13 protein-coding genes are annotated in these 14,605 nt (G+C 57.9%); 9 read left to right on the top strand and 4 right to left on the bottom strand.

The window, feature by feature from the left end; genetic code table 11:
* Positions 1 to 72: 72 nt before the first annotated feature.
* A complete protein-coding gene (locus tag EXY20_RS08745) occupies positions 73 to 1,056 on the top strand; it encodes a patatin-like phospholipase family protein (RefSeq protein WP_135549842.1) in 984 nt (327 codons plus the stop codon).
* A gap of 67 nt (positions 1,057 to 1,123) precedes the next feature.
* Here the strand turns inward: EXY20_RS08745 and EXY20_RS08740 are convergent, their stop codons facing one another.
* A complete protein-coding gene (locus EXY20_RS08740; RefSeq protein WP_135549840.1) occupies positions 1,124 to 1,402 on the bottom strand; it encodes a hypothetical protein in 279 nt (92 codons plus the stop codon).
* 52 nt (positions 1,403 to 1,454) lie between these two features.
* A complete protein-coding gene (locus EXY20_RS08735) occupies positions 1,455 to 2,393 on the bottom strand; it encodes a DUF1385 domain-containing protein (RefSeq protein ID WP_407944903.1) in 939 nt (312 codons plus the stop codon).
* Between the two features lie 199 nt (positions 2,394 to 2,592).
* On the opposite strand from EXY20_RS08735, the gene EXY20_RS08730 reads away from it, so the two are divergent.
* From EXY20_RS08730 to EXY20_RS08710, 5 genes are all read left to right on the top strand, one after another.
* Positions 2,593 to 3,084 (top strand): YqhR family membrane protein, encoded by a 492-nt coding sequence (locus EXY20_RS08730; RefSeq protein WP_135549836.1) that lies wholly within the window; start codon positions 2,593 to 2,595, stop codon positions 3,082 to 3,084.
* Between the two features lie 161 nt (positions 3,085 to 3,245).
* Positions 3,246 to 3,689 (top strand): type II 3-dehydroquinate dehydratase, encoded by a 444-nt coding sequence (gene aroQ, locus EXY20_RS08725; protein WP_135549834.1) that lies wholly within the window; start codon positions 3,246 to 3,248, stop codon positions 3,687 to 3,689.
* Positions 3,690 to 3,694: 5 nt separating this feature from the next.
* Positions 3,695 to 4,768, top strand: coding sequence for a M24 family metallopeptidase (locus EXY20_RS08720; protein ID WP_135550338.1), 1,074 nt, complete (start codon positions 3,695 to 3,697; stop codon positions 4,766 to 4,768).
* 38 nt (positions 4,769 to 4,806) lie between these two features.
* Entirely contained in the window at positions 4,807 to 5,364 is a 558-nt protein-coding gene (gene efp / locus EXY20_RS08715) for an elongation factor P (RefSeq protein WP_135549832.1), read from the top strand.
* Between the two features lie 87 nt (positions 5,365 to 5,451).
* The gene (locus EXY20_RS08710) at positions 5,452 to 6,708 is read left to right on the top strand and encodes an aspartate kinase (protein ID WP_135549830.1); all 1,257 of its coding nucleotides are present in this window, start codon (positions 5,452 to 5,454) and stop codon (positions 6,706 to 6,708) included.
* 572 nt (positions 6,709 to 7,280) lie between these two features.
* Here the strand turns inward: EXY20_RS08710 and EXY20_RS08705 are convergent.
* Positions 7,281 to 8,144 (bottom strand): AraC family transcriptional regulator, encoded by an 864-nt coding sequence (locus EXY20_RS08705; RefSeq protein ID WP_167859098.1) that lies wholly within the window; start codon positions 8,142 to 8,144, stop codon positions 7,281 to 7,283.
* A 143-nt stretch (positions 8,145 to 8,287) separates the two neighbouring features.
* On the opposite strand from EXY20_RS08705, the gene melA reads away from it, so the two are divergent.
* Entirely contained in the window at positions 8,288 to 9,613 is a 1,326-nt protein-coding gene (gene melA, locus EXY20_RS08700; RefSeq protein WP_135549826.1) for an alpha-galactosidase, read from the top strand.
* Positions 9,614 to 9,623: 10 nt separating this feature from the next.
* Here melA and EXY20_RS08695 read toward each other — a convergent pair whose 3' ends face one another.
* Entirely contained in the window at positions 9,624 to 10,088 is a 465-nt protein-coding gene (locus EXY20_RS08695) for a DUF441 domain-containing protein (protein ID WP_135549824.1), read from the bottom strand.
* Positions 10,089 to 10,249: 161 nt separating this feature from the next.
* Here EXY20_RS08695 and EXY20_RS08690 point away from each other — a divergent pair, with 161 nt between their 5' ends.
* On the top strand, positions 10,250 to 13,432 hold the full coding sequence (locus tag EXY20_RS08690) for an ATP-binding response regulator (protein WP_167859097.1): 3,183 nt from the start codon (positions 10,250 to 10,252) through the stop codon (positions 13,430 to 13,432).
* On the top strand, positions 13,433 to 14,563 hold the full coding sequence (locus EXY20_RS08685; protein WP_135549820.1) for a response regulator: 1,131 nt from the start codon (positions 13,433 to 13,435) through the stop codon (positions 14,561 to 14,563).
* Positions 14,564 to 14,605 lie beyond the last annotated feature (42 nt).

The following is a 14,605-nucleotide window of genomic DNA, read 5'->3' as shown; positions in this document are numbered from 1 at the left end:
ATACGAACAACCCGCGTCCGCATACACGTTAGGAAGGCGCAAGCCGCAGCAAGACGGCGGGGGGAGATGCGGGTGCAAGTCAATGCGGTATTTCAGGGCGGCGGTGTGAAAGGAATTGCGCTGACGGGTGCGATTACGGTAGCGGAGCAACGCGGGTTTCAGTTCCATAACGTGGCGGGAACGTCGTCGGGAGCGATCGTCGCGTCGCTGCTTGCGGCAGGCTACGACGGGGAACAACTGCGCGCGATAATCGAACAAACGCCGTTTGCGACGTTTATGGGCCAGTCGATGCTTTCGAGCGTCAAAGTGGTCGGCCCTGCCGTCAGACTGCTGTTGAAAAAGGGGCTGTATTCCGGCGATCCATTGGAAACGTGGATCGAGCGACTGCTTGCGGCCAAAGGCATCCGCACCTTCGGCGATTTGCGCCCGCAGCAGCTGCGTATCATCGCGTCCGACATTTCCCAAGGCAAGCTGCTGGTGCTGCCGGACGATATTGCCAAATACGGCATCGACCCGTTGCAGTTGACCGTTGCCCGGGCGGTGCGGATGAGCGCAAGCCTGCCGTTTTTTTTCGACCCGGTCGTCATTCACCGCAAAAAAACGTTTCGCAAAACGTCGCCGCTCGTATCCAATCTGGATACCGATATTTATATTGTCGATGGTGGCGTGCTGAGCAACTTTCCACTATGGATTTTCGACGACGAGCAGCACGGACTGAACCGCGACCGGCGGCCGACGCCAACGATCGGCTTCCAGCTTGTCGGGCGCGCCGCGCAGAAGCCGCGGCACATCGGCGGTCCGTTGTCGATGCTTCAGGCGATGTTCACCACGATGATGGATGCGCACGACGAACGATTTATTGAGAAGCATAACGAGTTTCGCACGATCAAAATATCGACGATGGGCGTACGTACGACCGACTTCGATCTGAGCAAAGAAGAAAGCAGTTTGCTGTTCGAATCCGGCGTTCGCGCTGCAAGCAAATTTTTTCAAGCGTGGTCGTACCAAACCTATGTGGCGATGGCGGCCAAATGGGGCGGCGTCCACAAGATTTGATCGTCTCGCCATATTCATGCAAAACAAAAAGGCGCCGTTCCCGCGGCGCCTTGCCTGTTGCCTCGTATCAGTGATAACGGGGTTTATCGTCGTCGTCAAGTTTGTTGCCGGGAATGACGCGGAACGTGGTGGGCCGTTTCTTCTCGCGCGAGGACGACTTCGGCATAAATACCGTTTGTTTGCCGCGCCTTCGGTTGGGCGGATTTTTGTAGAAGTAGTAAATCGTCCCGAAAATCACAATCGGGATCAGATAAACAATCGGGTTCCTTACGAGCGCGGTCAAAATGCCGAGCGCCAGCAGCGCGAAAATAATGATTTGCCCCACCGACAATGTCGTTCGTCTCATTTGAAAGCCCTCCTCGGTCTGGACTGGTAAAGCTTGCGGTTCGCGGCCGCTCTCAGGAAACGAACGAACCGCGGTCTATCTCGCGCATCCGGTTGAACGACGCAATCGATACTTCCACTTGCGCGTCTTCCGGTTCCTTCGTCGTCAGTTTCTGCAGCCACAGGCCGGGATATCCCAAATAGCGAAGCACCGGCGTGTCCCGCAGCGAATTCGTAAAGCGCAGCACTTCATACGAGACGCCGATTACAACCGGCAGCAGAAGAATGCGTTGCAGCATGCGTTCGGCGAGGGAATCGTAGTGGAAGAATGAATAAATAATGACGCCCAGCAGCACGGTAAAAATGATGAAGCTGCTGCCGCAGCGATAATGCAAGGTGCTGAATCGCTGCACGTTCGGCACGGTCAGATCGACGCCTGCTTCATAGGCGCTGATCACTTTATGCTCGGCGCCGTGATACTGAAACAACCGTTTAATCATCGGCGTCAGCGAAATGATATAAATGTAAACGCACAAAAACACGATTTTGATCAGGCCTTCGACGAGCGTGTGCAGGAACTGGTTGTCGAAGCTGTTGCGGAACAACACGTCTTCAACCGCGGCGGGAACGAGCGTAAAAATGAGTTTGCCAAAAATGAGCGACAACACGCCGATCACCGCAACGCCAAGGTACAAGGCCAGATTGCCGGCCAGCGTCGGTTTCTCCGGTTTCTTCGCGGCGTCCGGATTCTCGTCCTCCGCGTACGCTTCAGCCGAATAGGTCAGATGCTTAGAGCCTTTGGCGCTTGCTTCCACAATCGCGACGATGCCGCGAATAAACGGTATCTTTTTGAGCCGGTTCAGCCACACCTTGTCTTCCTTCGGCACTTCCAGGAACGTGATTTCGTTATTTTTGCGGCGGACTGCCGTCACGTGCACCGATTTGCCGGCGAACATGACTCCTTCGACGACTGCCTGACCGCCATAAACACTGGCTTGCTGCGACATTTCCATGCTCACCTTCTTCTTATGAGGGATATTTTCTATTTTACCACATCGGAATTTATAAGTCTCTCCAAGCGGCAAGGAAAAACAAATTCCGCTTGGCGATAAAATCTGGCTTTGAAACTGGATATGGCTGCCGCGACCGGGCGCATACTAGAGGGAAAGCGGCCAGTGGCGCGATTGACGCATGTGGAAGGCAGGGATGCAAATGGCGGAACGAACAACTCGGTTTCCCGTGGACAAAAAATGGCGGTACGCGCTGTCGTTGGGCTTTTTTGCCGGACTGATCTGGGGCGGGCTCAAGTGCGCGGAGTTCGGGCTGAAGTTTACCGAAATTGTACCGGGCTTCTGGCTGGAGCCGTTTTACAGGCACTCGTATTTGACAAGCGGATGGGGGATTGGGCTCGGCCTCGTTGCGTTTATCGTGTTCTCGATTGCGGCTTCCTTGCTGTATGCGCTGTTGTTCGGCAAAGTCGTCGGGCCGTGGATGGGGTTATCTTACGGGCTGATCTGGTGGCTGGTGATTTACGGCTTGCTTGCGCCGCTGCTGAATCTGCCGACGCCGTTCTGGACGATGAACATCAATTGGCTCATTACCGATCTCAGCTTGTTCCTGCTGTGGGGCGTATTCATCGGCTATTCCATCGCCATGGAGTTCAACGACGAACGGGCGCGGGAGCCTGCCGGACAAGCCCGGTAAATCGGTTCGGAAGCCGCCGGAATGCAAAACTGCTTCTCAAATGGCGCTCCGTTATGGTAAAATGTTGTACGCGTGTGTAAACGGGGCCTTATGAGTGCCCATTTTGGCCCGTTTGGAGAAAGCGGCATTAAACACGAACGATGGGCCGGATGAGGGTTGCAATGGAGAAAATACTCGTCTTGCACGGACCGAATTTGAATATGCTCGGCATTCGCGAGCCCGGCGTATACGGCGCCGAAACGTTGGCGGCTATCAACGGCAAGCTGGAGCGGCTGGCGGAAGAGCATGGGGTCGAACTGGAAATCATGCAGTCGAATCACGAAGGCGAGTTGATCGACAGCATCCACCTTGCGTTCGGCGCCAAGAACGGCATCCTGATCAATCCCGGCGCGTTCACCCATTACAGCTACGCGATTCGCGACGCGATCGCTTCCGTCTCGTTGCCGACGGTCGAAGTGCATTTGTCGAACATTCACAAGCGGGAGTCGTTTCGCCATGTATCGGTGCTGGCGCCGGTCGCCGTCGGCCAGATCTGCGGTTTTGGCGCTTACAGCTATGAACTTGGCTTGCTCGCGCTGCTTCAACAACTCCGGAAGAACGGGTGATGGCCATGGAACAGAAGCGACTGGCCCGGCTGCGCCAGGCGATGGCGAGCGGCCAACTGGAAGCGGCGCTAATCACGAACGGGCACAACCGGCGGTATTTGACCGGTTTCACCGGTACGTCGGGCTACGTGCTGGTAACGGCGGACAAGTCGTACTTTTTGACGGACTTCCGTTACATGACGCAGGCCGCCGCCGAAACGAGCGGATACGAAATCGTCGAGCATAAGCCGAACCCGTGGGAAACGGTAAAAGAGCTGCTGGCGGAGTCGCACATTGGCCAGCTTGCTTTTGAACAGGCGGACGTTTCGTTCGGGACATACCGGAAGCTTGGCGACGCGTTGCCCGATATCACACTTGTGCCGGCCGACCAACTGGTCGATAAGCTGCGCATGATCAAGGACGCAAGCGAGCTTGCCGTCATTGCGGAAGCCGCGGAACTGGCCGATCGCACGTTCGAGTGGATCAAAGGCAAGCTGAAGCCCGGCGTAACCGAGAAGGAAATCGCGCTCGAGATGGAGATGTACATGCGCCAGAACGGCGCCACTTCCTCCTCCTTCGATACGATTGTCGCTTCCGGCGAACGGTCCGCGCTTCCGCACGGCGTAGCCAGCGATCGCAAGCTGGCGGCGAACGAATTCGTCAAGCTTGATTTCGGCGCCTATTACAAGGGGTATTGTTCGGACTTGACCCGCACGGTCGTGCTCGGCAAGCCGAATGCCAAACACAAGGAAATTTACGACATTGTGCTCGAAGCGCAGCTGAATGTGCTCGACAAGCTGCGGCCCGGCATGACCGGCGTGGAAGGCGATGCGCTGGCCCGGGATCTCATTGAGAAGGCCGGTTACGGCGATCGTTTCGGCCACGGCACCGGACATAGCTTCGGGATGGAAATTCACGAGTCGCCGCGCTTGTCGCGGTTATGCGATACCGTGCTTGAGCCAGGCATGACGATGACGGTCGAGCCCGGCATTTATTTGCCCGGCTTCGGCGGCGTTCGCATCGAAGACGATATTGTCATGACCGAGACGGGCATTCGGTTATTGACGCACGCTCCCAAAACATTTACCACCATCGATTGATTTCAACCATTCCAGTTAGCCTATTAGGAGGAACAACCATGATTTCAGTAAACGATTTTAAAACCGGATTAACGATTGACGTCGAAGGAGACTTGTTCTCCGTGATCGACTTCCAGCACGTCAAACCAGGCAAAGGCGCGGCGTTCGTCCGCTCCAAGCTGAAAAACATGCGCAACGGCAACGTTGTCGAGCGCACCTTCCGCGCCGGCGAAAACGTGGGCCGCGCCCATGTCGAGAACCGCGCGACGCAATATTTGTACAACAGCGGCAGCGAGTATACGTTCATGGATACCGAGTCGTTCGATCAATTCGAATTGACCGCCAAGCAACTGGAATGGGAAATCAACTTCCTGAAGGAAAACATGAACGTCAATATCATCAGCTACCAGGGCGAAATTCTCGGCATCAACCTGCCGAACAGCGTCGAATTGAAAGTAATCGAAACCGAGCCGGGCATCAAGGGCAATACGGCGACAGGCGCAACGAAAAGCGCCAAAGTCGAAACCGGCATGAACGTGCAAGTGCCGCTCTTCATCAATGAAGGCGACGTGCTGCTGATCGACACCCGCGAAGGCAAATACATTTCCCGCGCCTAATACGTTGCCCCACCGAGGTGGGGAACCGGTCTTCATTTTAGCGGATTATACCGGATTTTATCGGGTTCATAAGGAGTTGAACGTGCGTTGGCTTTTATCGTCATGAAATTTGGCGGCAGCTCCGTTGGGGATGCCGTGCGGATGAAGCGCGTGGCGAATCGGGTGCTCGAGCGGCAGCGCGAGGGCAATCGCTGCGTCGTCGTTGTATCGGCCATGGGCGATACGACCGACGATTTGATCGATTTGTCCAAACAGCTGGTCGACGGCACGCCGCCGGCGCGGGAAATGGACATGCTGCTGTCGACGGGCGAACAAGTGTCGATCGCTTTGCTGGCGATGACGATTCGCGGCATCGGCGGGCAGGCGGTTTCCTATACGGGCTGGCAAGCGGGCATGTACACCGAAGCGGTGCATGGCAAAGCGCGCATTACCGACATTCAGCCGAAACGGGTACACGATGCGCTCGATCAAGGGAACATCGTCATCGTCGCCGGTTTTCAGGGCATGACCGAAGATGGAGAAATTACAACGCTCGGCCGCGGCGGATCGGATACGACGGCCGTTGCGCTCGCTGCCGCGTTGAAAGCGGATTTGTGCGAAATTTATACCGATGTCGACGGCATTTATTCGACCGATCCCCGCGTCGTCAAAGTGGCGCGCAAGCTGAAAGAAATTTCGTATGACGAGATGCTGGAGTTGGCGAATCTAGGTGCCGCGGTGCTGCATCCGCGTGCCGTCGAATACGCCAAACACTATCAGGTTCCGCTTGTCGTGCGGTCCAGCTTTACTCATAACGAAGGCACGACCGTGAAGGAGGAAGCAGTCATGGAGCAAGGCATGGTCGTCAGCGGCATCGCCTACGACAAGAATGTCGGCCGCATCAGCATACTCGGCGTACCCGAGAAGCCGGGCCAACTGGCCAAAGTGTTCACGGCGCTCGCGAAGGAGCAAATCAACGTCGACATTATCGTTCAAGGCGGCGTGATGAACGGCGCGGCGGACACGTCGTTTACCGTGGCGCTCGGCGATGTGGAGAAAGCGCAGCAGGTGCTTGACTCCATCAAGGAGGAAGTTGGCTTCCGCGAGCTGGCGAGCGAGTCGAACCTGGTCAAGGTGTCGATCGTCGGCGCCGGCATGGTCAGCAACTCGGGCGTTGCGGCGCGCATGTTCGAAGCGATTTCGGCGCTTGGCATCAGCATCAATATGGTGTCCACCTCGGAAATCAAAGTGTCGTGCGTCATCGACAAGTCGCGTTTGAACGAAGTGGTGCAAGCGCTGCACACGGCGTACGGTCTCGACACGAGCGAGCAGGCGTTTGTCGGCGGACCGTCGGAACGCCGGTAAGCCGGCTGCTTGGCCGCAAGCGCAAGCAAACGAAAAAAACCGTTTCTGCCCGATTGGGCGGGAACGGCTTTTTTGCACCTAGCTGGCTGAGGCCGCGACATCATACCGGGCCGGGAAACAAAAATAGCCAATGAAAAATGGCTTATTAACCCGATTTCGCCCGCCTCGTCGGAAATAGCCAGTGAAAACACTGGTTATCTCAACCCTGAAGCCCCAAAATCGACCTTTTCAATGAAATACCCAGTGATTTCACTGGCTATTTTGAAAAGGCAACCCGTTTTTGGCGAAATAGGCCATAAAACATGGCCTATTTTACAAAGTTGTAGCCGCGGAGAGGGGGCGGGGGCGCGCATTCCGATGTTTCAAACAAGGCGAGGAGGCGGGAGCGGAGGGCGAGGGTTGGGATGGAGAAGCGGTAGCGTTCGCCTTTGTTTTCCGGATTCACCCCTGGCCTATATCGTTCGAAGAATCCGGAAAACAAGAAGCGATCGGAATCCCAACCCTCGCGCGCTGCGGGAGCCGGTTTCGCCGGATCTTCGCCATTTGATCTCCTCCTGCATGTCTATTCTGGCCTACTTCGCCGCAGCTGCGGCCTTGCTTCTCGCGCTGGCTTGGCTGCTGCGATAATCGCGCGGCGGCAAGCCGATCAGCTTGGCGAACATTTTGGAAAATACCAACGGGTCGTCATACCCGACCGAACGCGCCACGTCGCCGATCGCAAGCGTTGCGTCGGCCAGCAGCTCGCAAGCCCGCTCCATCCGGCAGCGGATCAAATACTGCTGCGGCGATTGCCGCATCTCTGCTTTGAAAATGGCGCACAAATAGCTGCGGTTCAAGCCGATATAAGCGGCCAATTCCTCAATGGTCATGCGGCGAATAAAGTTTTTGTCGATGTATTCGGCGGCGGCGCTGACATACAGCTCCTGCAGACCGGCCTGCGTAGCGGAACGTTCCCCGGCTGCATACTCCACCAAATAGGACAGAAACATGTACACCGCCCCGATCAGCCGAAGGTCGCGCCCCGCCGACAGCTTCTTGGCATCTTCCAGCAGCTCGAAGATCGGCAGGATGCCGTCCGGTTCAGCCAGCTCAAAGATGGGCGAATCGACCGCCAGATTCGCTTGCCGCAGCGACGAAGCCGCCTTGTAACCGTCAAACCCGACCCAACTGTACGACCAGGGATCGTCCCGGTCGGCCTGGTAGTACGTCACATCCCCCGGACAAATCAGGAAGCCAAGACCTGCACGCAAGCGGAATTCCACGCCGGACCGGCGAAAGATGCCCTGACCGCTTCTCACATAATGAATCAAATAATAAGGCCGGACAGCCGGTCCGTAAGCATGGCCTGGCGCACATCGCTCCGAACCGGAATGATAATAAACCAAGTCGGCATGCGCTTTGCTGCGCGTGGCAGGTTCGACGTAAGTCGCGATCATTCGCTCCACACCCCCGTCAAGCGTATCATTCATCTCACATTATGACATATACATCTCACCCTGTGCCATTCTTTTTACGAGCCAAAAGGCTAAGATTAAGAGAGTAATCGAGTCATCCCAACCATCGACCCAGGAGGATCCCCATGAAAAAGTTTGCTTTTATCGGCGCGGGAAGCTTCGGCTTTACGAGAAAGCTCGTGCGCGACATTTTATCGTTTCCGGCTTTTGCCGACAGCACCATTGCGCTGATGGACGTCGACCCGGAGCGGCTTTCGTTCATCAAACAAGCGGTTGACAAAATCGTCGCCGCCGGCAACTATCCGGCGAAAGTAATTGCCACCGGGGACCGTGTGGAAGCGCTTCAAGGCGCGGACGGCGTCGTTTGCACGATTCTGGCCAACGGTGTGGACGTCTGGCAGCACGATATCGAAATTCCAAAAAAGTACGGCGTCGATATCAACGTCGGCGACACGCGCGGGCCGGCCGGCATTTTCCGGGCGCTGCGCACGATTCCGGCGATGATGGACATTTGCCGCGATATCGAAACGTATTGTCCGGATGCGGTGTTCCTCAATTACACGAACCCGATGACGATGCTGTGCAACGCGATGCAGAATTATACGAAGGTCAATGTCACCGGCTTATGCCACAGCGTGCAGGGAACAGCGGAAATGCTGGCCAAATGGATCGGCGCGGACAACGACGAAATCAGCTACCTGTGCGGCGGCATCAACCACCAGGCATGGTTCCTCGAGTACAAATGGAACGGCAAGGACGCGATTCCGCTTATTCGCCAGGCGATCGAAACCCGGCCGGAAATTTACAACGCCGAGCTTGTCCGCAACGAAATGTTCCTGCACCTCGACTACTACGTAACCGAATCGAGCGGGCACAATTCGGAATACAACGCCTGGTTCCGCAAACGTCCGGAGTTGATCGAGCAATATTGCACGCACGGCACGAACTGGAATCCGGGCGTACATGCCTACATCCTCAATGTCTATCGCGATCGGCAGCACAACTGGAAGGACGAAATCGTCAAGTGGCTGGAAGAGGAAACGATCGATTTGAATCGCGGTCACGAATATGCATCGGACATTTTCAACGCGATTCTCGGCGACGGCACGATGTTCAAATTTTACGGCAACGTGAGCAATCGCGGCTACATCACGAACCTGCCGCAGGACAGCTGCGTGGAAGTGCCGATTCTTGCGTCCAAGTACGGGCTGGAGCCGATTCACGTCGGCGCGCTGCCGGGCCAACTCGCGGCGCTCAACAATGTTAATGCGATCAGCGAAACGCTTGCCGTCGAAGCGTCGATGACGGGCGATCCGCGCAAAGTGTTCCACGCGATCGTTAACGATCCGCTGACGGCCGCCGTGCTCAGCCTGAACGAAATCAAAGCGATGGTCGACGAAATGTTCGCCGCGAACCGCGACCATTTGCCGCAGTTCAAGCACGTGAACTAAGAGCAAACCGTCAGCCGAGCTTGTCCCAAAAAAAGCTGACGATCTTCAGCAATAGCGCGGTGATGCCGGCCGCCATCAGCGGACCTACCGGAATGCCGCGCAGAAAAATAATCCCGAAGATCGAGCCGATTACCAGCCCGACGATCAGCTGCGGATCGACCTTGAGCAGATCGAGTCCTTTGCCGTTCATGTACGTCGCAACCGCGCCGCCCACAAGGGCGATGATGCCCGGCCAGGAGCGGAATACGGCGGCGATGTCTTTGACAGTAATTTTTTCCGAGGCGAACGGGACGAGCACGCCCATCGTCAAAAACAGCAGGCCGAATTCGAGCCCGCGCCGTTCGATCGCCGGCAGAAACCGGTCGAAGCTGATGAGCTTGACGATGAGCAGAAAGCAGGCCGCCGTCGTGATGATCGGCGAGCGGCCAAGCAGACCGATCATAATCAGCACGACGAGCAAAATATTGCCGTTCATTGGCGTATGCCCCTTGTCCTCATGGATTCTACTCCATTCTATGAGGCATGGGGCCTTTTCATGTGGTGGCGGCAAAAGATTATCGGCATCTCCCGCTTTCCGGGTCGGAATCATATGCTATACTGGGGGAAGATTTGGCAAAAGAACGGGAGCGTAGTTTGATGAAACCGGAAACGGAGCACCGACCGGAACGATTGAATCTGGCGCAACGCGTCACGGCGATCGCGCTGATTGCGGCGCTGCTCGTGCTGCTTGTGGCGGCGTTGATCCGCTGGGCGCCGCTGCTGCCGGCGGCGGGACACAACCCGCGGGCGGAGGCGGGTGTGCTGGACCTGCGCAGCTGGGATTTTGAGCGTGACGGCCTTGTGCGTCTGGACGGAGAATGGGCCTTTTATCCCTCCCGGCTGCTCGCGCCCGAGGCGTTCGCTTCGAACATGACGCTTGGCGTGCCGCCGACGCCGGAAATGTACGCAACCGTCCCGGAGCATTGGGAGCGGTACCGCATTGCGGGTTCGCAATTTGGCGTACAAGGTTATGCCACCTTCCGGCTGCAGGTCAAGCTGCCGACATGGAGCCCGGACGCGCGGCGCGAATTCGGAATCAAGGTCAGCAACATCAAATCGGCGCACCGGCTATATGTGAATGGACGAATCGAAGGGAGCAGCGGACAGCCGGCAGAGGGAAGGGCGGCGACGCGCGGCGGCAATACGCCGTACGCCGCGTATTTTACGCTGGACGGAACCGAAGTCGATATCGTGGTGCAAGCGGCCAATTATCAATTATACACCGGAGGCATCACTCAATCGTTGTTGTTCGGCGAACAGGAGCAGATTGCTACCTATCGCTTTTTTCTGGTCGGGATCGACTTGGTCGGCGCTGCCTGCTTGCTGCTGTGCGGGTTGTATTTGCTCTGCCTGTTCCTGATGCGGCATAAGGAGCGGTCCTGGTTTTATTTGGGCCTCGTCTGTCTCGGCGCCTGTGTGGTATTCCTCGTGCAGCAGGAGAAGCTGCTCATGGCTTTCGCCCCTTCGCTGCCCTATACATGGATGACGAAGCTGCAATTCGGGATTGGCACCCCGATGTTTTATTTTCTGGTTCGTTATACGCAAACCGCCTATTCGTTGCCGACAGGGCGTTGGCTGCAGCGATCGTTTGCCGTAGCCGTATGGGCGGTCGTACTGCTGCTTGTCCTGGCGCCGCTGGCTGTTGCCACCCTGGTGCTGCAGACCGGATTCATGGTGCCGGCTGTGCTGCTGCTTGTTTACTGCCTGTTTCTGTTCGCCCGCGAAACGTGGCGGCGCACGCCGGGAGCCGCTTATTCGCTGGCCAGCCTCATCGGCTTCATCGTCGCCTGGAGCTTTTACGCCATCGCCGAAAACGATGCAGCCGGCTTCCTGACGAACGCGCTGCGGCTCTTGTTTATGTTCACGTTCGTCTTTTCCCAGCTGCTCCTGCTGTCGCGCCGATTCACCCGTTCGTTCGCCACGGTCGAACAATTGACCGGCCGTCTGATCGCCGCCGACAAAATGAAGGACGAGTTTCTTGCCAACACGTCGCATGAGATCAAAACGCCTCTGCACGGCATCGTCAATATCGGTCAGTCGCTTCTGGAGGGCGCATCCGGCGAGCTGAACCGGGCGCAGCGGGGCGATTTGGCGCTGATGGTGGCGACGGGCAAACGGCTGTCCGCGCTGGTGCGCGACATTCTCGATCTGTCCCGGCTGAAGCAGGGCGAATTGCTGCTGCAAATTCGGCCGATGGCGCTGCAGCCGGCCGTGCGGCATGTGTTTGCGCTGCATCGCCATCTGCTGGAAGGCAAGCCGGTGCGATTGAGCGAACGGCTGCCGGAGCGATTGCCGCAACTGGCGGCGGACGAGGCCCGGGTGGTGCAATTGTTGTCCAACCTGGTCGGCAATGCGATCAAATTTACGCCGGCCGGCGAAGTTGTCGTATCCGCAACGGCACAAGGGCAATGGGTAACGGTGGAGGTGCGGGATACCGGCATCGGCATTGCGCCGGATAAACTGGAGTCGATCTTCGCCATGTACGAGCAGGGCGACGTCGACATTGCCCGGGAGTATGGAGGAACCGGACTCGGGCTCGGCATCGCCCGCAAGCTCGCGGAGCTGCACGGCGGGACGATTCGCGCGCAATCGGAGCTTGGCTCGGGATCGGTGTTCCGGTTTACGCTTCCCGTCGCTGCGCAGGAGGAGTTATCGGCAGCGGGCGAGGCGCAAGCGCAAGCGGCCGTGGAAAGGACAGATGAACCGGAGGAGCCTCGTTTCCCCGCAAACGTGGAGGTCGCAGCTTTGCGGAGCGGTACGGCGCCCGCGGTGCTCATCGCCGACGACGATGCGGCCAATCGCAAAGCGCTGACGAATCTGCTCGTCATGGAAGGCTGCGCGGTGACTGCCGTTTCCGGCGGAACGGCGGCAATCGAAGCGTTGGCGACGGAACGCGAGTACGAACTCGTCATTCTTGACGGCATCATGCCCGGCATGTCGGGTCTCGACGTTTGCCGCCGGATTCGCAGCCGCTGGTCGCTGACGGAAATGCCGGTGCTGCTGCTCACGGCCAGAAACCGCCCGGAGGACCTGCTGGCCGGATTCGCGGCAGGCGTCAACGATTTCCTCGCCAAGCCTGTCGATTGGGAAGAACTGCGCGCGCGGATCCGCACGCTGCTCCAGCTGAAACGTTCGGCAAGCGAGTTGGCCGAATCCGAGCTGTCGCTGCTGCAGGCACAGTTGAAGCCGCACTTTTTGTTCAACACGCTCAATACGATAATGGCCGTGGGCGATGTCGATCCGCCGGCGGCGCAGCAGCTGCTCGACCGGCTCAGCACCTATTTGCGCACCAGCTTCGACTTTCGGAACGGCGAGCACCTGGTGCCGCTGCACAAAGAGATGGAACTGATCCGCGCTTACCTGTTCATCGAACAAGCCCGGTTCGGCAAACGGGTTGCGGCTCATGTCGAATGGGACGAGCGCCTGGGCGGCCGGCTTGTGCCGCCGCTGCTGCTGCAGCCGATCGTCGAAAATGCCGTACGCCACGGCGTGATGAAACGCGAGGAAGGCGGACGGATCGACATTGCGGTACGGGGCGACGGGCGGACCATCCGCGTGGAAATCGCCGATAACGGCGTCGGCATGAGCGCGGAAGCTATCGCCAGGGCAACGGGCAGGGCGACGCAGGGCGGGAGGAGCGGCATCGGATTGATCCATATTCATCGCCGGTTGATCCGGCTATACGGCGAAGGACTGCGCATCGAAAGCGGGCCCGGGGACGGAACGCGCGTATCGTTTCAATTGCCGGAGATGCAAGGCGATACGGGGAGGGATGGGTAAATGTACAGCATCATGCTGGTGGACGACGAAGAGCCCGCCCTGCAGCGGTTCGGCAAGCTGATCCGGGAGCATACGGATTTTCGGGTGGCGGCCATGTGCTGCCGCGCGTCAGAAGCGTTGACCGCCGCCGCCGCAACCCGGCCGGATGTGGCGTTTCTCGATATCGAAATGCCCGGCATCAACGGGCTGGAGCTGGCCGAGCGGCTGACGGAGCTGTGTCCGGAGATGGAAATTGTCTTCGTGACCGCATTCGGCGAATATGCGCTGCAAGCGTTCCGGGCCAATGCGATCGATTATTTGATCAAGCCTGTCAGGCAGGACGATATCGCGGCTTGCGCCAGGAAGCTGCAGCGAAGAATCGCATCCGTCGCTGCGGCGCCAATGCCGGCGGCAGCCGGCGACAACGGCCGGATCGAGGCGCTCGGCGGTTTTGCGCTATATGCGCCAGGCTCCTCCCGGCCGCTCCGCTTCCCGACGTCCAAAAGCGAGGAGCTGCTCGCTTATTTGCTGGTGAACCCCGATGTCAACGCGGCGAAATGGGATCTGTGCGAGATCATATGGCCGGAGCTGGAGCCGGAAAAGGCGGAAAACAATTTGCACACATCGATGTACCGCTTGAAAAAAACGCTCGCCGAGCACCGGGTGCCGATTCGAATCGACTCGATGCGCGGCGCCTACCGGCTGAGCGCTTCTTGCCGGGTCGACTTTTGGGAGCAGGAGCGACTGGCGGCCGGGCGCGACGGATGGAGCGAAAGCGGGTCGGCCGAAGCGGAAGCGTGTCTGGCGTCGTACCGCGGGCCGCTGTTCGCCGGCAAAACATATGCCTGGAGCGAACCGATGAGACAGCGGCTGGAACGACAATTCGCGCTGTTCTCCAAGAAGCTTGCCGACGATTATTTTGCCGCCGGGCGGGACGATCGGGCGATTGCGCTGCTGCAGGCGCTTACGGCTGCCGCGCCTTGGGACGAAGAAGGATACGAACGGCTGCTTGGCGCTTATGAACGGCGCAACGAACGTACGTTGTTTTTGCAGTTGTATTGGAAAATGGAGCAGCTTTTTCGCAGCGAGCTTGGTTTGGAGCCGGGACCGGCCGTGCGTGAGCTGTACCGGAAAATGGTTGGGCAACTGTAACAGCGAATAGTGAAATATAGAAAAAAATGTCGAAATGGCCAT

Origin of the sequence: Paenibacillus cymbidii (genome assembly GCF_004764705.1) — a bacterium.
GTDB lineage: Bacteria > Bacillota > Bacilli > Paenibacillales > NBRC-103111 > Paenibacillus_AN > Paenibacillus_AN cymbidii.
Note: the sequence above shows the minus strand (reverse complement) of the source record. Positions and strands in the feature narration are given on the sequence as shown.